This is a genomic window from Vibrio brasiliensis LMG 20546 (assembly GCF_000189255.1).
Lineage (GTDB): Bacteria > Pseudomonadota > Gammaproteobacteria > Enterobacterales > Vibrionaceae > Vibrio > Vibrio brasiliensis.
In genome coordinates, this window is the sequence record NZ_AEVS01000010.1 from 1 (window position 1) to 20,559 (window position 20,559).

Annotated in this window: 18 protein-coding genes and 2 tRNA genes; 7 read left to right on the forward strand and 13 right to left on the reverse strand. The window is 46.4% G+C overall.

The features are described from left to right. Window positions 1-94: 94 nt before the first annotated feature. The 5 genes from RH46_RS02250 to ubiT form a co-directional block, all read right to left on the reverse strand. Window positions 95-171 (reverse strand) — tRNA-Met (locus RH46_RS02250). Between the two features lie 56 nt (window positions 172-227). Beyond that, window positions 228-311 (reverse strand) — tRNA-Leu (locus RH46_RS02255). Window positions 312-342: 31 nt separating this feature from the next. Beyond that, complete coding sequence (secG, locus tag RH46_RS02260; protein WP_006877778.1) at window positions 343-675, reverse strand: preprotein translocase subunit SecG; 333 nt, start codon at window positions 673-675, stop codon at window positions 343-345. A 225-nt stretch (window positions 676-900) separates the two neighbouring features. Beyond that, complete coding sequence (locus tag RH46_RS02265) at window positions 901-1,404, reverse strand: GNAT family N-acetyltransferase (protein ID WP_006877780.1); 504 nt, start codon at window positions 1,402-1,404, stop codon at window positions 901-903. After that, window positions 1,388-1,915, reverse strand: coding sequence for a ubiquinone anaerobic biosynthesis accessory factor UbiT (gene ubiT, locus RH46_RS02270; protein ID WP_006877781.1), 528 nt, complete (start codon window positions 1,913-1,915; stop codon window positions 1,388-1,390). The genes RH46_RS02265 and ubiT overlap by 17 nt, the downstream gene beginning before the upstream one ends. Before the next feature lie 197 nt (window positions 1,916-2,112). Here ubiT and RH46_RS02275 point away from each other — a divergent pair, with 197 nt between their 5' ends. The 3 genes from RH46_RS02275 (at window position 2,113) to RH46_RS02285 (ending at window position 6,181) form a co-directional block, all read left to right on the forward strand. Next, the gene (locus RH46_RS02275) at window positions 2,113-4,152 is read left to right on the forward strand and encodes a sensor domain-containing protein (RefSeq protein WP_006877782.1); all 2,040 of its coding nucleotides are present in this window, start codon (window positions 2,113-2,115) and stop codon (window positions 4,150-4,152) included. Window positions 4,153-4,268: 116 nt separating this feature from the next. Further along, window positions 4,269-5,282, forward strand: coding sequence for a ubiquinone anaerobic biosynthesis protein UbiU (gene ubiU, locus RH46_RS02280; protein ID WP_006877783.1), 1,014 nt, complete (start codon window positions 4,269-4,271; stop codon window positions 5,280-5,282). Window positions 5,283-5,302: 20 nt separating this feature from the next. Next, window positions 5,303-6,181, forward strand: coding sequence for a U32 family peptidase (locus tag RH46_RS02285; protein WP_006877784.1), 879 nt, complete (start codon window positions 5,303-5,305; stop codon window positions 6,179-6,181). 39 nt (window positions 6,182-6,220) lie between these two features. Here the strand turns inward: RH46_RS02285 and RH46_RS02290 are convergent, their stop codons facing one another. The 5 genes from RH46_RS02290 to rpsO form a co-directional block, all read right to left on the reverse strand. Continuing rightward, a complete protein-coding gene (locus tag RH46_RS02290) occupies window positions 6,221-7,558 on the reverse strand; it encodes an MATE family efflux transporter (RefSeq protein ID WP_006877785.1) in 1,338 nt (445 codons plus the stop codon). A gap of 58 nt (window positions 7,559-7,616) precedes the next feature. Further along, a complete protein-coding gene (locus RH46_RS02295) occupies window positions 7,617-8,027 on the reverse strand; it encodes a MarR family winged helix-turn-helix transcriptional regulator (RefSeq protein WP_040894897.1) in 411 nt (136 codons plus the stop codon). A 103-nt stretch (window positions 8,028-8,130) separates the two neighbouring features. Beyond that, window positions 8,131-9,054, reverse strand: coding sequence for a lipoprotein NlpI (gene nlpI / locus RH46_RS02300; protein ID WP_006877787.1), 924 nt, complete (start codon window positions 9,052-9,054; stop codon window positions 8,131-8,133). A 120-nt stretch (window positions 9,055-9,174) separates the two neighbouring features. Then, window positions 9,175-11,307, reverse strand: coding sequence for a polyribonucleotide nucleotidyltransferase (gene pnp, locus RH46_RS02305; protein WP_006877788.1), 2,133 nt, complete (start codon window positions 11,305-11,307; stop codon window positions 9,175-9,177). 288 nt (window positions 11,308-11,595) lie between these two features. Beyond that, the gene (rpsO, locus tag RH46_RS02310) at window positions 11,596-11,865 is read right to left on the reverse strand and encodes a 30S ribosomal protein S15 (protein ID WP_005472830.1); all 270 of its coding nucleotides are present in this window, start codon (window positions 11,863-11,865) and stop codon (window positions 11,596-11,598) included. A 445-nt stretch (window positions 11,866-12,310) separates the two neighbouring features. Here rpsO and mtnN point away from each other — a divergent pair, with 445 nt between their 5' ends. From mtnN to RH46_RS02330, 4 genes are all read left to right on the forward strand, one after another. Continuing rightward, complete coding sequence (gene mtnN / locus RH46_RS02315) at window positions 12,311-13,006, forward strand: 5'-methylthioadenosine/S-adenosylhomocysteine nucleosidase (protein ID WP_006877789.1); 696 nt, start codon at window positions 12,311-12,313, stop codon at window positions 13,004-13,006. A 13-nt stretch (window positions 13,007-13,019) separates the two neighbouring features. Further along, a complete protein-coding gene (locus RH46_RS02320; protein WP_006877790.1) occupies window positions 13,020-13,973 on the forward strand; it encodes a cobalamin biosynthesis family protein in 954 nt (317 codons plus the stop codon). Further along, a complete protein-coding gene (gene btuF, locus RH46_RS02325) occupies window positions 13,974-14,795 on the forward strand; it encodes a vitamin B12 ABC transporter substrate-binding protein BtuF (protein WP_006877791.1) in 822 nt (273 codons plus the stop codon). 73 nt (window positions 14,796-14,868) lie between these two features. Beyond that, a complete protein-coding gene (locus RH46_RS02330) occupies window positions 14,869-15,489 on the forward strand; it encodes a TRIC cation channel family protein (RefSeq protein ID WP_006877792.1) in 621 nt (206 codons plus the stop codon). 329 nt (window positions 15,490-15,818) lie between these two features. On the opposite strand, the gene thrC is transcribed toward RH46_RS02330, so the two are convergent. From thrC to thrA, 3 genes are read right to left on the reverse strand one after another with little or no spacing between them, the layout of a single operon-like run. Then, complete coding sequence (gene thrC / locus RH46_RS02335) at window positions 15,819-17,102, reverse strand: threonine synthase (RefSeq protein WP_006877793.1); 1,284 nt, start codon at window positions 17,100-17,102, stop codon at window positions 15,819-15,821. Continuing rightward, window positions 17,099-18,055 (reverse strand): homoserine kinase, encoded by a 957-nt coding sequence (gene thrB, locus RH46_RS02340; protein ID WP_006877794.1) that lies wholly within the window; start codon window positions 18,053-18,055, stop codon window positions 17,099-17,101. Before thrB ends, thrC begins: the two co-directional genes overlap by 4 nt. A gap of 16 nt (window positions 18,056-18,071) precedes the next feature. Beyond that, a complete protein-coding gene (thrA, locus tag RH46_RS02345; protein WP_006877795.1) occupies window positions 18,072-20,531 on the reverse strand; it encodes a bifunctional aspartate kinase/homoserine dehydrogenase I in 2,460 nt (819 codons plus the stop codon). Window positions 20,532-20,559 lie beyond the last annotated feature (28 nt).

Consider the following 20,559-nt stretch of genomic DNA (forward strand, 5'->3'; position numbering starts at 1 on the left):
TTTTTGTTGCTGGACCCTGATACGTTAAACGAAATCGATGCCGCTTAACTCGCAGTATTGCTACTGCGCAAACTTGTCCAAATCCTAACAGGATTGGTTGCGGGGGCCGGATTTGAACCGACGACCTTCGGGTTATGAGCCCGACGAGCTACCAAGCTGCTCCACCCCGCGTCCGACTTGTCGAGCATTATACGCTCTCCAAGGTGTTTTACAAGTTTGTAAATCAATGGTGCCGAGAGAGGGACTCGAACCCTCACACCTAAGGCACTAGCACCTCATGCTAGCGTGTCTACCAATTTCACCATCTCGGCAGCTAATTCTATTTCTCAGCTAGAAAATAGCTTATTGAGGAATTTCATCACCCTGAGGTGCTGGAATGTCACTCGCATCGTCAGCTTGCTGGATAACTTGACCTTGTGTTGGGTCAACCCACTGAGATTCAGTTTTGTGTGTAGACATATTGCCTAGCACTAAGCTGATGACGAAAAATACTGTTGCAAAAATTGCAGTCATTCGGGTTAGGAAGTTACCTGAGCCGCTTGCGCCAAACACTGTGTTTGATGCGCCTGCACCGAATGAGGCTCCCATATCTGCGCCTTTACCTTGTTGAATCAACACTAGGCCGATTACACCAACCGCTGCCAACAGGTAAATCACAAGTAGAACTGTAAACATGATTTCCACCTATGTTCCAAATTGTTGAGCCAGCGCCGCTCGAAAACGTTACTTTTCAGTTGTTTTTGAACAAGGCTAGCGACCTCCTTACCGAAGGCCGAGCAATACTAGCGAAACGCGCTAATGCTGACAAGTAGATTTTTGCAAAAAATTAGCCACTAACAGCCAAGCGGTCAAAAAAAGGACAAAACGAGAATTTTTCATCCTTTACCACTAGCAACAATCCTAAAGCTCTGAAAATTCTGCGCTGTACTCGATTAAACCGTTACGGTTTTCCAACTCACCTTGAGCAAGGCCGAGTACCTGAAACGCGCCTTGTGGGACATCCCACTCACAACGCATATTGTGTTTTTCGCTCGCTTCGAAGCCGAAACGAGAGTAATAGGCTGGATCACCTAAAACAACACACGCCGGATAACCAAACTCTAATAAAGAAGACAAACCTTCTTTAACAATCTCAGCGGCAATACCTTTATTACGGTAATCTTGATGGACAGCCAGTGGAGCAAGTCCTTGCCAGTTGAGGTCTTCTCCCTCTAATGTCACAGGGCTAAACAGCACATAACCAACCACTTCACCTTCATCGTTGCAAGCAACGAGAGATAAAGTACGACGACCATTTTCTCTTAGTTTCATCACTAAGTTAGCCTCGGCCTCTGTCTCAAAAGTACTTTTCAGTAGTTTATCGACTGCCAGTATGTCTGCAGGAGCTTCAGTTCGAATAAGCATTTACAACCTCTTTCTGTGTTGCAGGCGATTGTAAGCCTTTTTGCACAAATTCGGCTAGCTGATTTAACAAAGTCTGCAGAGCTTTAGGTAGTGAGTCGAGGTCAACACTGTCCATCAGGTTTTTCACTTCGAGTCCTAGTTCTGTATCCCCTTCAATCGTCAAGCGACGTTGGAAGAACAGCGTGTCTGGATCTTCTTTACGTCCAGCAATCAAAACCAGGTCATTAAGATTGCCACTAAACAAGACATCTTCTTTCACACTTTGATCAGCGACGACAAGTTGTTCATCTTGGTAGCTAATCAGCCAACTCAGTTGCATGTCTTTTACTTCAACTTTTAACCACTTACCTTCAAGAAACTCAAAATCCCCATCTTCAAGAGCCTCTTTAAAGACAGTTTTAAGGCCTTCAAGCAAGGCTTTTTTTTGTACAGTTTGAGGCAATAAGTGGACTGGAGATCGCAAAATTGATGCAGCGTTTTGAACTAGTTGGGTGCGAATCTTGTTAATCACGCGAATTATCCGTTACTTTGTTGGTTGGAATTGCCCATCATAGAGTATGTTTAACTGTCGATTCCTGTTATTTGTCAAAGAATCTGCGTGATGGCCTAAACTCTTTAAACTACGGGCAATGACAGTTATAGTTATTACATTACTCATATTTGTTACCTCTGTGGTTCAATAGCTCTTTGGAGAGTCGGAAAAACTTGATGCTATCGCAACAATTACAGCACTGGTTTAAGGAGATAACGGCTAACAGTCCGTTTTTTTTCGCCATCTTAGATAACCAGCATAATTATGCCGTGGTTAACGGACGCTATTGTGATATTGCAGGTCTAACTCCTTCTGAGTTAGTTGGTATGAGTGACTCTCAAATCATGGGCCAACAGTTCTATAACCACCTCAAGCCCTATTACGAGCGAGCCTTTAAAGGCGAATCGATTGAAGCCGAAATGACAATGGGTGATCTCGACCTAGAGACTAGCCTCCATTTCAACATCTCCCCGCTCAACAATGATGGCAAGATAGAGCACATTATCTTTCACGCCTTAGACACATCAGAAAAGCAAATTCTTATCCGCTCTCTGGAAGAATCAGAAGGTAAGTTTTCTACCCTGACCTCTTTAGTACCGGAAGGGGTCATGCTTGTGGAAGATGACTGCATCATTTCTGCTAACCCTGCGGCGCTGAGGTTACTTGGCTTTGAATCTGTTCAGGATGTGCTTGGCGAAAGCCTGTCGCGACTATTCGTTGATGAGAAAACTAAAACCGTTTTTTCTGAATCGTTAGTCAGCTCATTAGGTGAAGCACCGCTGACCTGCCTCACGGGTCCCCGTTGTGGCTTTGAGCGTAAAGTTCAGCTAATGGCGGATGCAACTATGATTCTGGGCAGCGACTCCCAGTTAGTGCTGATTCAGGATGCTGATGCGGCGCCTAAGTTGCTCTCTCCATCGAACCAAGAAGATGCCCATCTGGACTCTCTCACAGGTTTATATAACCGCTTTGGTTTCACCAAGCGTTTGGAGCAGCTGATTCACAACGACACCGCTTTGATCATGCTCTACCTTGATATCGATAACTTCAAGAATATCAATGACTCACTTGGCCACCACATTGGTGACAAGGTGATCAAAGAGGTCTCTTCTCGTCTTAAGCGTCTTCTACCGCAGCATGCGATATTAGGGCATTTAGGAGGAGATGAGTTTGGCATTATATTGCCAGAACCTGAAAATAACCGTATGGCTGAAATGCTGTCAGAACGCATTATCTCCCTGGTTAACCAGCCGTTTGATCTTCACCATTTCAGTAAGCGCCTCGCTTGCTCTATCGGTAGTGTTGCCTACCCGGGCGACGGTAACGATGCTCGCATCCTGCTCCAGAATGCTGACACCGCGATGTACGAAGCGAAAGATCGTGGCCGAAATCGTCTGATCAAATTTAATGATCAAATGAATAAAGAAGCGCGCATGCGTTTATGGCTAGAGATCGAACTGCAGAAAGCGCTGCAGCAGAATGGACTTGAGGTGTGGTATCAGCCTAAGGTCAACGCCCGTGATTTCAGTATCAATGGTGCAGAAGCACTGATTCGCTGGAAACACCCGGTTGAAGGCTATATCAGCCCAGGAGCATTTATCCCAGTTGCTGAACGTGCTGGCTTGATCGAACACTTGGGTCGAGTCGTGATGCGTGAAGTTTTCACCACCGTTAAGCGCTGGAAGCTGCAGGGGATTTTACCGGGTCGCGTGGCAATTAACCTCTCTCCTGAACAGTTTGGCAACCCTAAGCTGATCGATTATATGGAGAAGTTACTCCGGACGACTGAACTGGATCCTAGCTGCATCACTTTCGAACTGACTGAAAGTGCAGTAATGAGTGACAGTGAACATACTTTACAAATGCTGAATGCGATCAAGCGCTTAGGCTTTGCGCTGTCGATTGATGATTTCGGTACTGGTTACTCTTCGCTCTCTTACTTAGCAAGGTTCCCAATCGATGAACTCAAGATAGACCGCGCGTTTATCTCAGATATCGATACCTTACCAAAACAGATTACCGTCATTGAAAACATCATCAATCTGGGTAAATCTCTCAACCTTACTGTCGTCGCAGAAGGCGTCGAAACACAGCAGCAAGCAACCCTACTCTCCAACCTCAACTGTAACTCTATTCAAGGCTTCCATTTCCACAGACCTCAACCAAGACAAGAAGTTGAAGAGCTGTTTGCACAGAATCGCCGCCACAAAAACTAACTCCAAGTGAGTATTTCACTTAGAAACTCACTCAAACCTGCCTTACATCAAATTCGCCATTCATAATTCTTCATAAAATGCTCAGCAATTTTTATGAGACAGTCTTGGTAAGAGCAATGGAACTCCTATGCCCAGCAGGTAATTTACCTGCCCTAAAAACTGCAATTGATTGTGGCGCTGATGCGGTTTACATCGGTTTTAAAGATGATACCAATGCCCGCCACTTTGCAGGGTTAAACTTTACAGGTAAGAAACTCGAAAAAGCGGTTCAGTATGTTCACGATCATGATAAGAAGATTCATGTCGCTCTTAACACATTCGCTCATCCCGATGGTTTCTCCCGCTGGACAGATGCGGTCGATCGCGCAGCGGATAACGGTGTGGATGCGCTGATTGTCGCCGATATTGCTGTGCTCGATTACGCAGCGCGCAAACATCCGGATCTGGAACTTCACCTTTCAGTACAAGCGTCTGCAACTAACGTTGCCGCTATCGACTTCTACAAGAACAACTTTAACGTTAAGCGTGTCGTACTGCCTCGCGTACTTTCCATCCATCAGGTTAAACAGTTATCACGCAATATCACCAGTGATGTAGAGCTTGAAGTGTTCGCTTTCGGTAGTCTGTGCATCATGTCAGAAGGCCGTTGCTACCTATCTTCGTACATGACTGGCGAATCACCAAATACTGTCGGTGCCTGCTCTCCGGCAAAATATGTTCGCTGGCAAGAGACTGAACAGGGTCTTGAGTCTCGCCTGAATAACATTCTTATCGACCGCTACAGCGATGGTGAAAATGCAGGCTACCCTACTCTGTGTAAAGGCCGCTTCACTGCTGACCTTGAAGACCAAACCAAGGCTTACCATGCGCTGGAAGAGCCAACAAGCCTGAACACATTGTCAATGCTACCTGAGCTATTCGCAGCCAACGTTGCATCAGTCAAGATTGAAGGTCGTCAACGCAGTCCAGCATATGTTGAACAAGTGACCCGTACCTGGCGTGCCGCTATTGATCGTTATCTGGCTAACCCTGGTGGCTATCAGGTCGAAGCCGCCTGGGATGCGACGTTAGCTAACGTCTCTGAAGGTAAACAAACCACTCTCGGTGCATACCACCGTAAATGGCAGTAGAGGTCACTATGGAAAACAATATGAAATACGCGCTTGGCCCACTACTCTATTTCTGGCCAAAACAGGATGTGGAAGATTTCTATAATCAGGCGAAAAACAGTTCTGCTGATATCATCTACTTAGGTGAAAGCGTCTGTTCTAAGCGTCGTGAAATGAAACCTAATCACTGGTTCGACATTGCTAAGGAGTTGAGCTCTGCAGGTAAACAGGTTGTACTGTCTACTATGGCGCTGCTTGAAGCTCCAAGCGAAGTTAACGTGATGAAGAAGTACATCGACAACGGTGACTTTGCCATTGAAGCGAATGACGTTTCTGCAATCCAGCTAGCCTCTGAGCGTAAGGTACCGTTTGTGGTTGGCCCTGCGGTCAATACTTACAATGCCCACACGCTGAACCTGTTCCTTAAGCAAGGCATGACTCGCTGGTGTATGCCTGTAGAGCTATCACGGGAATGGCTTTCTAACGTACTGACTCAGTGCGATGAGATTGGTATCAAGGGTAAGTTTGAAGTTGAAGTGTTCAGCCACGGCTACCTGCCTTTGGCTTACTCCGCTCGCTGCTTTACTGCCAGAGCAGAAGATAAAGCTAAAGATGATTGTGAGACTTGCTGTATCAAGTACCCAACCGGTATTCAGGTTAGCAGTCAGGAAGGACAGGAAGTGTTCAACCTCAACGGTATCCAAACCCAGTCTGGCTACTGCTATAACCTGATTAATGACCTGCCTAGTATGAAAGGTCTGGTAGATGTTGTTCGTTTAAGTCCACTTGGTGTTGATACCTTCTCACAAGTCGATAAATTCAGAGCTAACGAAAGTGGCCAAAGCCCGGTTCCGATCGAGAGTCGCCAATGTAACGGCTACTGGCATCAGCTGGCTGGTCTGGAAATTAAAAACGTCTAGTTACGGAAATAGAAAAGGGCTCAGTTGAGCCCTTTATTTTTATACAGTAGCCTGCTCACCGGGTGTAACCTGGAAGCGCTTAACGTCTTTCCACAACATGGTCATAACCACCACACTCAGGGCTATATTAGATAACGGATACGCAATCCAAATCCCCGGCACACCAAACAACTTAGGCATGATGTATAGGAATGGTAGCTGAATTAACATATTTCCGACCGTTACAAACATCGCTTTACTACCCTTGTTAATTGCCTGGTAGTAAGCACCCGCCACCACTAGGAAGCCATCCAGTGCCAAAGCAAACATATGTAGGCGAATACCCAGAACCGTATACTCCACCAGCTGTGCATCTTCCTTATTGAAAACAGATACAAACTGAGTTGGGAACAGGTTCAATAGCACCACAAACACCACGCCAACCAGCACCGAGCTGTACATCGCAACCTTAAGTAACTTACGAATGTTTTGTTGATTTCTTGCCCCATGGTTGTAACTCACTAAAGGCTGCATACCGTTGGCGATACCTTCTGCTGTCAGGTAATACACCGTCACGATATAACCAAGAATTGCGTAGGCGCCAATCATCAATTGATCGCCATATTGAGAAAACAGCGCGTTATGCAGCGCGACCATCATTGAGCCATAGGCGTACATAAAGAAGCTTGATGCGCCAATGGCAAAGATGTTTGGGATCGTCGCTAGCTTTAAGCGTAAATCTTTCCACTGTAGGCGAAGTTTCGCGTGAGAAGAAAAGAAATATGCAAATCCAAGTAAGGTCACAACCCCCTGAGCGATTGCTGTCGCCAGAGCGGCACCAGTCAGTTCCCAGCCCCACAATGCAATCAACAGGTAATCCAGCACGATATTAACCACTGCACCCACAACCATCAAAAATGTCGCGATGTTTGGGCTTTCATCGTTACGCAGCAAAAATGGCATCGCAATCGAGCCTAAGGTGAAGACACTCGCTCCAATCAAAATGTGCAAATACTGTAGACCGAGCTCAAACACGCGCCCTTCGGCTCCTTGCCAACGCAGAAAATCGTCAGCAAAAAGGAACAGCAGTGCCGATACCACTGGTACCAAAGCAATCAGTAACAACAGACCAGTCGCCAGGATTTGCTTAGCGCCTTGGTTGTCTTGCTTACCCTGTTGAATAGAGACCAGAGCTCCGGTACCGACGCCAACAAGCATCCCAAGACCGAGAATAGAGCCGATCATCGGCCACGCGACATTAATGCCCGCCAGTCCATCGGCACCGACATAACGGCCAATAAAGATACCATCAACAACCTGATACAGGCCGTTCACCAGCATCGCAGCTACGGTTGGAATTGTGTATTTCCAAAATTGTTTATAAATGGATGTTTGCATTTTTCTCACCACTAGTTAGCAAGGCTAACTAAATAGACAAAATTTTTCTGATACTCGGTTACTTAAGTGATTTTTCTAGCAAGCTAATCAGTTGACGGCTCTCCGCCTCAGTCAGTTTGTTGTTCATTGACTCGGCAATGCTACGATAAACCACTTGCTCTAACGACAGGTCCTTAATCACCTGCTCAGTCAGAATTACCCGTTTTGAACGTCCATCTTCGGCACATGAGATACGCGAGACTAAACCTTTCTTCTCTAACCTTGCGACCATATTCGACGCTGAAGGCTTACTCACCTGCATCTCTTGAGCTAAATCCGTAATACGAATTCCCTGCTCATGCTCTTCAATTACCCTTAGGTAATCATATTCATTAAAACTAAGGTTAGATAACGAATCCTCTTTGGCATGGACTCGCCACGCTTTTGAGCAAAATCGCTCTAACTCCATCAAGCTATTTTCTAGTGTCATCATTTACAGATTTAGTTAGCAAGGCTAACTATTTTAGCCTTCATATTCTCATCAGGCAATAAAAAAGCCGCTGATGAACAGCGGCTTTTCAAGTTTCACACTATCAGTGGCTATTTTTCGCCTGCATAGCTTTCTCTTTGTTCTTAGCTAAATGCTCAGCCTTAACCTGGTTGTAGATACGATTGAGTTCTAGGAAAGAGTATCGATGCTCAACATATTCAAAGACGTTAAACGAGATTGCGAGTTTATAAAGTGAAATAGCGCTCGCGTAGTCACCTTCCGTTTGATAACGCTTACCAAGGTAGAAGTAGGCTTCCGTTAAACGCTGAGCCAATACGGTATTGTCCCGCGTACCGGCTAAGATAGCTTTAAATGCCTGATCTTCAGTGACATCGCCCAGGGTGATCGCAACCAGTACCCACCCCCACTGCTCATCACGAGCCTGGTAGCTGTCAATCAGTTCTTGGCGAGCAATCTGTGGCTCTTTTTCCATCTTAATGATGTAACGCCATAGTGCTCTAAATGGGTCGCTCGGATCTTCAAGATAGTGCTTCTGCATATCTTCCAAAGCTAAGTCGATACGATCACCATAGTAAAGTGCGATTGCACGATTTCGTGCGGCATATGAGTTATCTGGTGCTAGCTCAAGAGTCGAGTCGAACGCATCATAAGCGGCATCAAACTCACCGACCTGGGTGAAGTAAACGCCAAGTAGGTTAAACAGATCTGGCTGAGCAGGGTTAAGCGCTAGCGACTGGTTGTAATCGAGTCTTGCAAGATCTCTCAGACCAACACTGTCGTAGTAATTACCACGCTCAAAAAGCATCTTGGCACGAATGTCATTAGAAAGATCTGGTCTCTGCAGGAGTTGCGACAAACGCGCAATCTGCACTTCTTGTTGAACACTTGCTTGTAAAGGAACCGCCATTGGTGGATATAACCACTGAGCGTCGTTGCTTGAGGTAGATGCACAGCCCGCTGTAATCAACAGAGCAAGGCTAAGGCTAGCGGTTTGAAACCATTTCACAGATCAGTACTCCTGTTACTGGGTTTTCACCCAGAGTCATCCGCATTAAAAAAGGGAGCTTAATGCTCCCTTTATAACATGCTTTTAGCGTATTAGGCTAATTCGCCTGGTCCGCTCGCATTATGCGTCTGAAGCAGGTTTCTCTTCAGCTGCAGCTTCTTCAGTCTTTTCAACCGCTTCTTTCATGCTTAGACGAACGCGGCCCTGACGGTCGATTTCAAGAACTTTAACTTGAACTTCTTGACCTTCAGCCAGGTAGTCAGACACTTTCTCTACACGCTTGTCAGCGATTTGAGAAATGTGTACCAGACCATCTTTACCTGGAAGAATCGTTACGAATGCACCGAAGTCAGCAAGACGAGCAACTTTACCAGTGTAGATACGACCTACTTCAACTTCAGCAGTGATCTCTTCGATACGACGGATAGCTTCTTTAGCTGCAGTACCTTCAGTTGCTGCAATCTTGATTGTACCGTCATCTTCGATTTCGATAGTAGTACCAGTCTCTTCAGTTAGAGCACGGATAACTGCACCACCTTTACCGATAACGTCTTTGATCTTCTCAGCGCTGATCTTCATTGTGTGAATACGCGGAGCGAACTCAGAGATATCTTCACGAGCACCAGAAATCGCTTCATCCATTACAGATAGGATGTGCTTACGTGCACCTTGCGCTTGGTTAAGAGCAATTTGCATGATCTCTTTAGTGATACCTTCGATCTTGATATCCATCTGTAGCGCAGTGATACCTTCGTTAGTACCAGCTACTTTAAAGTCCATGTCACCTAGGTGGTCTTCGTCACCAAGGATGTCAGAAAGAACAACGAAATCGTCGCCTTCTTTAACCAGACCCATTGCGATACCAGCAACAGAAGCTTTAATTGGAACACCAGCATCCATAAGAGCCAGAGAAGTACCACATACAGAAGCCATTGAAGAAGAACCGTTAGATTCTGTGATTTCTGATACAACACGTACAGTGTATGGGAACTCGTCTACAGATGGCATTACTGCAGCAATACCACGCTTAGCTAGTTTACCGTGGCCGATTTCACGACGCTTAGGAGAACCTACAAAACCAGTTTCGCCTACACAGTATGGAGGGAAGTTGTAGTGTAGTAGGAAGTGATCTTTACGCTCACCAGTTAGCTCGTCGATGATTTGAGCGTCACGCTGCGTACCTAGAGTCGCAGTTACAAGCGCCTGAGTCTCACCACGAGTGAATAGTGAAGAACCGTGAGTACGTGGAAGAACGCCAGTACGAACGTCCAGAGCACGAACCATGTCTTTCTCACGACCGTCGATACGTGGGTTACCAGCGATGATGCTGCGACGTACAACTGTCTTCTCTAGATCGTGGAAGATAGTGTGGATTTCTTTAGTGTTCGCTTCTGGATCTTCAGCAAGTAGCACTTCGTTAACTTCTGCCGCGATCGTGTGGATACGGTCGTAACGAGCCATCTTTTCAGTGATTTGGTAAGCTTCTACAAGCTTAGCTTCTGCTAGTTCAGCGATCTTAGTTGTAAGAGCTGTGTTCTCTTCAGGAGCAACCCAGTCCCAAGCTGGAGTAGCAACTTCAGCAGCGAACTCATTGATTGCAGAGATAACAGTTTGTTGCTGGTCGTGACCGTAAACAACTGCAGCTAGCATCTCTTCTTCAGTTAGGTTGTCAGCTTCTGACTCAACCATTAGTACTGCAGACTCTGTACCTGCCACAACAAGATCAAGCTTAGAAGTTTCTAGCTCAGTGTTGCTTGGGTTAAGTACTAGCTGACCGTCGATGTGACCAACACGTGCAGCACCGATAGGACCATTGAATGGGATACCAGAGATTGCTAGTGCAGCAGAAGTACCGATCATAGTTACGATATCAGGTTGAACGTCTGGGTTTACAGACACAACTGTTGCGATAACTTGAACTTCGTTTTTGAACGCATCTGGGAATAGAGGGCGAATTGGACGGTCGATTAGACGAGCAGTCAGAGTTTCACCTTCAGATGGACGACCTTCACGCTTGAAGAAACCGCCAGGGATTTTACCTGCAGCGTAAGTACGCTCTTGGTAGTTAACTGTCAGAGGGAAGAAGTCTTGACCTTCAACCGCTTCTTTTTTACCTACAACAGAAACGAATACTGCTGTGTCATCCATAGTTACCATAACGGCAGCTGTAGCTTGACGCGCGATAACGCCAGTTTCTAGAGTAACTGTGTGGTTACCGTACTGGAACGTTTTAACAACTGGTTTTTCGAACATTGTTATTCCTTTCTCTAAGCATGCGCTTAGATTGAGTTAATTGAGTTACTCAAGGCATTACGAATCGCGACTAGTAAAAGAACACTAGCAGGCAATGACCTTTTAATAGTCGCGACCTTTTGGCCGACTTCGGTGACTGTAATGCAAAAAGTATTGTGGAGATAAAACCACCAGGGCAGTTTTAACCGGACGTAGTATAAACTACTTAGCAGAGGTTTGGCACAATTTAGGCAACAAAAAAGGGGCATATAGCCCCTTTTTCGACAAACTGTTCTATGCAGCCGCTGATTAGCGACGTAGGCCTAGACGCTTGATTAGATCTTGGTAACGAGAAAGGTTTTTGCCTTTCAGGTAGTCAAGAAGCTTACGACGGCGAGAAACCATACGTAGAAGACCACGACGGCTGTGGTGATCGCCTTTGTGCGCTTTGAAGTGACCTTGTAGGTGGTTGATAGAAGCTGTAAGTAGAGCTACTTGAACTTCTGGTGAACCTGTATCGCCTTCAGTTTGAGCGTATTCAGCAACGATTGCTGCTTTAGTTTCTGCATTCAGAGACATAATTCTCTCCTAATAAGAGTAAGTTTAAATTTGTAGCAGCCAATCTCTGATTCAGCCGCTACGCGAAGCGCGGATTATATGAGATGTATATTGGTTAAGCAATAGGTAATTGATCGAGATTCGAGATTCGAGATTCGAGATTCGAGATTCGAGATTCGAGATTCGAGATTCGAGATTCGAGATTCGAGATTCGAGAAAATGATGTCTTATTAAGGAGTCGTTCTGTCAACACCCTTTAACACTATAGATTTTATCAACTTACCCACACATCCCTCAGGGCGAAGCCCGTTCTAAATTCTTGCAGGACGAAGTCCGGTCTCGATTATCGGAGCGAAGCATTCTCGACCTCTCTAAACTCTCGCAGGGCGCAGCCCGTTCCCATCTTTGCCTTTTCTGTTACACTTACTCCATCTAACCAGACCCATGTTAATTAACAGGATTCATTATGAAAATCGGCATCATCGGTGCAATGGAACAAGAAGTTTCTATTCTTAAACAAGCAATTGAAAACCGTGAAGAAGTAAGCAAAGCAGGTTGTACCTACTTCTCTGGTCAAATCAACGGCGTTGATGTTGTTTTACTTCAGTCAGGTATTGGTAAAGTATCCGCTGCGGTCGGCACCACTATTCTGCTGGACGAGTACCAACCAGACGTGATCCTTAATACAGGTTCTGCAGGTGGTTTCGACTCTAGCCTGAACGTTGGTGACGTTGTGATTTCAACAGAAGTTCGTCACCACGATGCTGACGTAACAGCTTTCGGTTACGAAATCGGTCAGATGGCACAGCAGCCAGCGGCTTTCGTTGCTGATGCAAAACTAATGGACGTAGCAGAGCAAGCTCTCTCTCAAATGGAAGATAAACACGCGGTACGTGGCCTAATCTGTACTGGTGACGCTTTCGTATGCAGTGCTGAGCGCCAAGAGTTTATCCGCACTAACTTCCCATCAGTTGTTGCGGTTGAAATGGAAGCAGCAGCGATTGCTCAAACTTGTCACCAGTTCAAAGTACCATTCGTTGTAGTTCGTGCTATCTCTGATGTTGCAGACAAAGAAGCCGGCATGAGCTTTGATGAGTTCCTACCGCTAGCAGCGCAGAGCTCATCTGAAATGGTTATCAAGATGGTAGATCTACTGAAGTAAGTTCCGAGACGTCATGGAAGATCTGTTTCATCAACTCTACTCAAATGGAGCGCTCCTCGTTTTGTGGGGCGCTTTGTTATGTCATCTGATTCTGCCGTTTCCCCGCGAAGCACACCCTGCAATCTTGTGGCATAAGTTCGCGGAACAACTCGCGGACAAGGTCAATATCAACTCCAACTACTCACAAAGCGTGCTTTCGGGTAGCCTGGCCTGGCTGCTAATGATAGCTCCTATGCTTGTCGTGCTTGTCGCTTTAAAACCGCTAGTCTGGCAACCACAGCTATTTGAACTGGCATTTTTACTGCTGGCGATTGATTGGCGTAATACCGATAAGTTTACCGCTCAGTTTGTTGCAGCTCTCGCCCGTGAAGACAAAGAGCAGGCGAAGATGTTGATTAAACCATTAATCAATCGTTCCACTGCGCCATTGTCATTACTTGGACTAGGGAAAGCAGGTTCAGAAACCCTAATCATGTCCTACGGACGTAACGTAGTCGGTGTACTTTTCTGGTATGCCATTGGCGGCGGTATCGGCGCTTTTGGTTATCGGATGTGTGTTGAACTGGCTCGTGCCTGGTCCCCTTCGAGAGAAAAGTATGCTCCCTTTGGACTTGCAGCCGTGCGTGCAGTCGCGCTACTCGACTTCATCCCCTTACGTCTATTCGCTCTAATGGTTGCTATTGGCCACCGTGTCAGTGCCTCTGCACAACTGATTAAACAACAAGCCAAATCCTGGCCACTACCGGGGCCTGCGTGGTTATTGGTGGCCGTTGGTGGAAAATTAGAACTCTCCCTTGGTGGCCCCGCTATCTATGACGGTAAGAAGTCTGTTCGGGCTAAGCTTGGCGGTCGAATTGCCCCTTCAGCTATTCACGTAGCCCAGGTGCAGAAGTTACTAGCATGGCGCATGTTTGCCTGGATCATTATTCAAAGCCTGTTGATGGGCTTAATCTATCAAGGAATTTAGATGCGCTTCATTGTCGCCAGTCTGTCTGTACTATTTGCCTCCTATAGCTTTGCTGCACCAGCGGAAAGAATCATCAGTCTCGCTCCACACGCAACAGAACTGGCTTTTGCCGCTGGACTTGGCGATAAACTGATCGCAGTCAGTGAGCGTAGTGACTACCCTGATCAAGCTAAAGATCTCGAAAAAGTATCCAACTATCAAGGGATCAAAATTGAGCGAATTATTGCTCTTCAGCCCGATCTGGTTATTGCCTGGCCAGCAGGTAATCCAAAGGGGGAACTAGAAAAGTTAAAACAGTTCGGGGTTAATATTTATTACTCTCAAACTACCTCCCTACAAGATATAGCAAACAATATCGAACAGTTGAGTGAGTACGCTGAGGACCCAAGTGTCGGTAAGCAGGCCGCTGCGGATTTCAGGCAAAATCTGGATAGATTGAAAAGCCACTACAACACCAGTAAGCCAGTACGTTATTTCTATCAGTTGAGTGCGCAACCTATTATCACTCTGGCACAGGACAAATGGCCGAGTGAGGTATTCACTTTCTGTGGCGGAGAGAACATCTTTGCTGACAGTGCCGCGCCTTACCCTCAGGTTGGACTGGAGCAGGTAATCATCAACAACCCTGACGTCATCTTCTCCTCTGAGCATGCTCTGGCCGACAATAATATGTGGCAGCAGTGGGGAAATCAGTTAGATGCTGTTCAGAATCAATATCTCTGGTCGCTCAATTCTGACTGGATAAATCGCCCAACCCCAAGAACCCTTAAGGCAATTGAGCAAGTTTGTGAGTATTTTGAAACCGTACGTCAAAAACACTAACGGTTATTGATGATATCTCGTACAATCCGAACTCACTTTTTATTCGCAATTTTTAGTAAGAGATTTTAGTAACATGGATTCCATGCTGCTTTATTTAATCGATTTATTCGGTACTGCAATTTTTGCTGTTTCAGGAGTCCTGCTTGCAGGTCGCTTAAAGATGGACCCATTTGGTGTCACTGTCCTTGGCAGTGTCACTGCAATTGGTGGTGGTACCATTCGCGATATGGCTTTAGGCGCAACACCAGTATTCTGGATCACTGACACAAACTATTTGTGGACCATTCTGATCACCTGTCTGCTGACTATGATTATTGTCAGACGACCAAAGCGCCTTTCGTGGTGGGTACTCCCTGTCTGTGATGCAATTGGTCTGGCCGTATTTGTTGGCATTGGTGTCGATAAAGCGATGCACTATCAGGATTCAGCCTTAGTCGCGATTATCATGGGCGTTATTACCGGCTGTGGCGGTGGCATTATTCGTGACGTACTGGCTCGTGAAGTCCCTATGGTACTGCGAAGCGAAGTTTACGCGACAGCCTGTCTGATTGGTGGTGTCTTCCACACCTCCGCTCTTGCTATGGGCTGCGACAGCGACACCGCATTTCTAACCGGGGTAGCATCAACTCTAATCATTCGCCTGGGCGCGATTCGCTGGCACTTATCGCTGCCGACGTTTGCGTTGAACAGATAAGAGAAGCGAGAAGCGAGAAGCGAGAAGCGAGAAGCGAGAAGCGAGAAGCGAGAAGCGAGAAGCGAGAAGCGAGAAGCGAGAAGCGAGAAGCGAGAAGCGAGAAGCGAGAAGCGAGAAATTTTTGGAAGGTTGACGTGAAAGCGTCAACCTTTTTTTCTGGATTTTAGACGTAAGTCCCTAACAAAAAACTCTGTATCAGGTACCTACTCAGCATCTATAGCGTGCACCTCTCGAAGGGCGCAGCCCGTTCTAAATTCTCGTAGGACAAAGTCCATCCTCGAAGCGAAGCGCTCTATAAAACAAAGGCCGCCTAAGCGACCTTTGTTAACTTATTTCTGCACTCGACGCAGGACTTCTTTCAGTGCATCGAAGTCATTAGCGAGGTCTTCTGATAGAAGCTCCATTGCAGCGTGTTTTGCCAGCGGGCCTGGCAGGTCGATATCTGTACCTAAAATATCATCAACCACTTCCTTGAACTTAGCTGGATGCGCAGTACATAGGAATAGACCTGTTTCACCTTCTTGAAGCTGCTCCTGCAGAACTCGGTAAGCAATCGCACCATGAGGTTCACACAGATAACCTTGTTGATGCAGCTCTTTCACTGACTCAGCACTCTGCTCATCAGTTACTGCGCCTTTACCCAGAGTTTCTAAGCCCCAGTCTTTCACTTGGCATAGCTCTTCAATACGTGGCCAGTTGTTTGGCTGACTCACATCCATCGCGTTGGACGTAGTCGCTACTGTCGGTTTTGGCTCCCACTTACCTGTCTCTAAGTAACGTGGCACCGTATCGTTAGCGTTAGTTGCTGCGATGAAGCGTTTAATTGGCAGACCCAGAGCTTTAGCCAACAGGCCCGCAGTCAGGTTACCAAAGTTACCGCTTGGTACTGAAACTACCAGGTTCTCGCGCTGTTCTTTACTTAGCTGAGATGCCGCTTCAAAGTAGTAACAGATCTGAGCCATAAGACGGCTGATGTTGATTGAGTTCGCTGAGTTGAGACCAATCTCTTCACGTAGAGCAGCGTCATCGAAAGCTTGCTTAACGAGCGCCTGACACGCGTCAAAGTCACCATCAATCGCGACAGTGTGAATGTTCTTACCCAGAGTACAGAACAGCTTCTCTTGTAGTGGGCTGATTTTACCTTTCGGGTAAAGGATCACTACGTTGATATCTTCCATGCCGTAGAATGCATGTGCTACCGCAGCGCCTGTGTCACCTGAAGTTGCTGTAAGGATAGTGATTTTGCCACCATCAGATACCGCTGCTAAAGACTGAGCCATAAAACGGCCACCAAAGTCTTTAAACGCCAGCGTAGGGCCGTGGAACAACTCTAACGCATAAACGCCTTCTTTAACCTTGTTGATTGGTGCAGGGAACTGGAACGCTGCATCAACCATTGAATTTACTTTCTCTTCCGCTAACTCGTCACCAATCAGTGCAGACAGGATTTTGGTACTACGTGAAACAAAATCTTCTGCTAGCAGTGCGTCGATATCATCAAACTTAGGCAATTCCTGCGGGAAAAACAGACCTTGATTGCGGCCTAACCCCTGGCGTACGGCTTGGCCAAAGGATACTTGTTCGTCATTTTCTTTTATGTTGTACAGCTTCATAGCTCACTTCCTGTTACGTTCGAACCCTGTTTGTTGAGACGGCAAACATGGACGAATCCTTCTTCATTTTGTACGTAGTTTTGTTCAAGCCAGCGTGCAACACGCTCAGCGACATCTTTATCTTTACAAATACTAAATAGCGTCGGGCCACTTCCTGAAATACCCGTTGCCAGAGCGCCTGCTGCCGCTGCGTATTTACGCGCGTCAGCAAAGCCAGGCAACAGTTTCTCACGATACGGTTCAGCGATCACGTCTTTGATCATTTTTGCCGCCAGTTCAGGCTGATTAGAGTGGCAAGCATGAATAAAACCCGCTAAATGACGACCGTGAGCAATGATGTCCTGACGACGGTATTGTGATGGCAGGATTTCACGCGCTTCTGCAGTCGAAACCTTGATGCCAGGGTAAGCCATTACCCAGTACCAATCATCAAAACATGGAACTTCCTGACTAATGATGCCAAGCTCTTCAAGCATCAACTGAACGCCACCAAGATAACAAGGTGCCACGTTATCATAGTGGATGCCTCCAGAGATTTGGCCTTCCATCTCTCCCATCAGAGCAAGCAGCTCTGTTTCATTGAGAGGTTCACCGTGGAAACGGTTTAGTGCATCCAGAGCAGCTACGATTGAACACGCGCTAGAACCTAATCCAGAACCAATCGGCATGTTTTTTTCTAGAGTCATTTCTAGTGGCAACAGCTCTTGGCCCTTTTTATCAAGCTCGCGTGCAAACACACGCCAGCAGTCATAAACAATGTTTTCTTTGGGATTGTCTGGCAGTTTAGAGACAAAGCTACCAGCCGTTTTTAGACTAAATGGCTCATCACCCGCTTTAACTTTAACGCGATCCCCAAGCAGTGTGCCGTCAATTGGGGACACAGCTGCCCCCAATACATCAAAACCAACACTTACGTTACCGATTGACGCAGGAGCATAAACAACGACATCCATACCTCGACTCATTTCGCTATACTCCTAATTTCCAACCTAATGTACGCATTACATCAGCAAAAACACCTGCTGCAGTTACTTCAGTACCTGCACCATAGCCACGTAGTACTAATGGGATTGGCTGGTAGTAACGGCTGTAGAATGCCAGTGCGTTCTCACCATCTTTAATCTTAAACATAGGGTCATTTTCGTTCACTGCGGCAATGCTCACTCGGCATTGACCATCAGCGATTTCACCTACATAACGCAGTACCTTGCCCTCTTCTGCAGCTTGTGCAGAAAGTTGTTGGAAGTAAGCGTCCGCTTCAGGTAGACGCTGCATAAACTCTTCGACACTACCAGAATCGTCAAAACCTGGTGGGAGCGCCTGATCAACAATGACATCTTCAAGTTCAAGGTTCATACCCGCTTCACGAGCAAGGATCAGCAGTTTACGTGCTACGTCCATACCAGACAGGTCATCTCGAGGGTCCGGTTCAGTAAAGCCGTTGTCTTTTGCGATGTTAGTCGCCTGACTTAGAGTCATACCTTCATCAAGCTTACCGAAAATGTAAGATAGAGAACCTGAAAGAATGCCGCTAAAGCGTTCTAGTTCATCACCGGCAGAGATTAGGTTTTGTAGGTTTTCGATGACCGGAAGACCCGCACCAACTGTAGTTTCATACATTAACTTACGACGTGAGCTACGCGCGACATCACGTAATTGGTGATAGTACGCCATGCTCGCAGTGTTCGCTTTCTTGTTAGGTGTTACTACGTGGAAACCAGCTGCAAGGAAGTCTGCGTATTGGTTTGCAATAGCTTCACTTGAAGTACAGTCGACCAGAACCGGGTTGATGATGTGGTTACGTTGAACAAGTGAAATCAGACGTGCCAGACTGAAATCTTCTGATGCATCTTTCATACGGTCACGCCAATGTTCCAGTGGCAGACCTTCACTATCAAGTAGCAGACCTTTACTGTTTGCCAGACCACAAACACGTAGGATGATGCCTTTCTCAGCCAGTTTTGCTTGCTGACGACCAATCTGGTCAACGAGCTCGCCACCAACGCCACCTACACCAACAACGAATACATCAAGGAAGTGTTTCGAGTTAAATAGGTTTTCGTGACACGCTTTAATCGCTTCTGAAATTTTATCTTCTGGAATAACTGCAGAGATTGCGCGCTCAGAAGAGCCTTGAGCAATTGCAACGATGTTGACGTTCACTTCAGCTAGTGAAGAGAAGAACTGAGAGGCAACACCGCGAGATGTACGCATGCCATCACCAACCAGAGTTACGATCGCTACGTCATCAATAAAATCAACTGGCTCTAACAGGCCATCTTTAAGTTCTAGTTCAAATGTCTCGCTAAGAGCTTGCTCAGCAATCGCTTTATCTTCAGCTTCAATACAGAAACTGATGCTGTACTCTGAAGAAGACTGAGTGATCAATACGATAGAGACGCCGGCAGACGACATCGCACCGAAAACTCGGCTTGCCATACCAACCATGCCTTTCATACCTGGTCCAGATACGTTCACCATAGTCAGGTCACTCAGCGTAGTAATACCCTTAATCGCCAGATTATCTTCACCAGTATCCTGGCCGATTAATGTTCCAGCACCTTGAGGGTTAAAACTGTTTTTGATTAAGCAAGGAATATGGAACTGAGCGATAGGTGCGATAGTTTTAGGGTGCAGAACTGAAGCTCCAAAGTATGAAAGCTCCATCGCTTCTTGGTAGCTAAGCGACTTCAGCAGACGAGCATCATCAACTAAACGTGGGTCACAGTTGTAAACACCATCAACGTCAGTCCAGATTTCACAGCAATCGGCACGCAGACAGGCTGCCAGCACTGCTGCGGAGTAGTCAGAACCGTTGCGTCCCAGAGTCACGAGTTCGCCATCTTCATTACCAGCAGTAAAGCCTGGCATGATATTAACATGACCTTGTGGAAGTGGGTTTTGGCGGAAGTTTTGTGTTGATATTTCAACATCCACCATCGCTTCTAAGTGTTCACCACGGGCAAATAGATATTGAATCGGGTCAATCAGACTCGCTGGCTGGCCTTTCGCCTCCAGAACCGCCTTCATCAGTTGAATTGAGACACGCTCACCTTTACTGATGATACGAGCATTAACGTTATCCGGGCACATACCCAGTAGATTGATGCCATGAACGAATTGGCGAAGTTGAGATAATGAGGTTTTAACCTGATTGTCGTAACCACTGCCATCAATGTTTGGCAGAACTTGCTTGATATCCTGGAACAGATCGCGGAAAGAGTCTTCTAGCTCGGCAATTTGTAATTCAGCTTCGCCGTTTTTCAGCGCGCCTTCAATGACTGAGACTAGTTTATTCGTCGTCTTACCCGGCGCTGAAAGCACCACTGCGACCTCTTCTTGCTGTGCATTATTAGCAATGATATCCGCTGCTCGTAAAAAACGATCAGCATCAGCTAATGATGATCCTCCAAACTTTAAAACTCGCATCCCTTCCTCCAAAGTGTCTTAAAATGGC

What these genes read in the sequence shown, in the direction of transcription:
- secG (WP_006877778.1), bottom strand. Translation starts at nt 675, where the DNA reads ATGTTTACAGTTCTACTTGTGATTTACCTGTTGGCAGCGGTTGGTGTA.
- RH46_RS02265 (WP_006877780.1), bottom strand. Translation starts at nt 1,404, where the DNA reads ATGCTTATTCGAACTGAAGCTCCTGCAGACATACTGGCAGTCGATAAA.
- RH46_RS02275 (WP_006877782.1), top strand. Translation starts at nt 2,113, where the DNA reads ATGCTATCGCAACAATTACAGCACTGGTTTAAGGAGATAACGGCTAAC.
- ubiU (WP_006877783.1), top strand. Translation starts at nt 4,269, where the DNA reads ATGGAACTCCTATGCCCAGCAGGTAATTTACCTGCCCTAAAAACTGCA.
- RH46_RS02285 (WP_006877784.1), top strand. Translation starts at nt 5,303, where the DNA reads ATGAAATACGCGCTTGGCCCACTACTCTATTTCTGGCCAAAACAGGAT.
- RH46_RS02290 (WP_006877785.1), bottom strand. Translation starts at nt 7,558, where the DNA reads ATGCAAACATCCATTTATAAACAATTTTGGAAATACACAATTCCAACC.
- RH46_RS02295 (WP_040894897.1), bottom strand. Translation starts at nt 8,027, where the DNA reads ATGACACTAGAAAATAGCTTGATGGAGTTAGAGCGATTTTGCTCAAAA.
- pnp (WP_006877788.1), bottom strand. Translation starts at nt 11,307, where the DNA reads ATGTTCGAAAAACCAGTTGTTAAAACGTTCCAGTACGGTAACCACACA.
- rpsO (WP_005472830.1), bottom strand. Translation starts at nt 11,865, where the DNA reads ATGTCTCTGAATGCAGAAACTAAAGCAGCAATCGTTGCTGAATACGCT.
- mtnN (WP_006877789.1), top strand. Translation starts at nt 12,311, where the DNA reads ATGAAAATCGGCATCATCGGTGCAATGGAACAAGAAGTTTCTATTCTT.
- RH46_RS02320 (WP_006877790.1), top strand. Translation starts at nt 13,020, where the DNA reads ATGGAAGATCTGTTTCATCAACTCTACTCAAATGGAGCGCTCCTCGTT.
- btuF (WP_006877791.1), top strand. Translation starts at nt 13,974, where the DNA reads ATGCGCTTCATTGTCGCCAGTCTGTCTGTACTATTTGCCTCCTATAGC.
- RH46_RS02330 (WP_006877792.1), top strand. Translation starts at nt 14,869, where the DNA reads ATGGATTCCATGCTGCTTTATTTAATCGATTTATTCGGTACTGCAATT.
- thrC (WP_006877793.1), bottom strand. Translation starts at nt 17,102, where the DNA reads ATGAAGCTGTACAACATAAAAGAAAATGACGAACAAGTATCCTTTGGC.
- thrB (WP_006877794.1), bottom strand. Translation starts at nt 18,055, where the DNA reads ATGGATGTCGTTGTTTATGCTCCTGCGTCAATCGGTAACGTAAGTGTT.
- thrA (WP_006877795.1), bottom strand. Translation starts at nt 20,531, where the DNA reads ATGCGAGTTTTAAAGTTTGGAGGATCATCATTAGCTGATGCTGATCGT.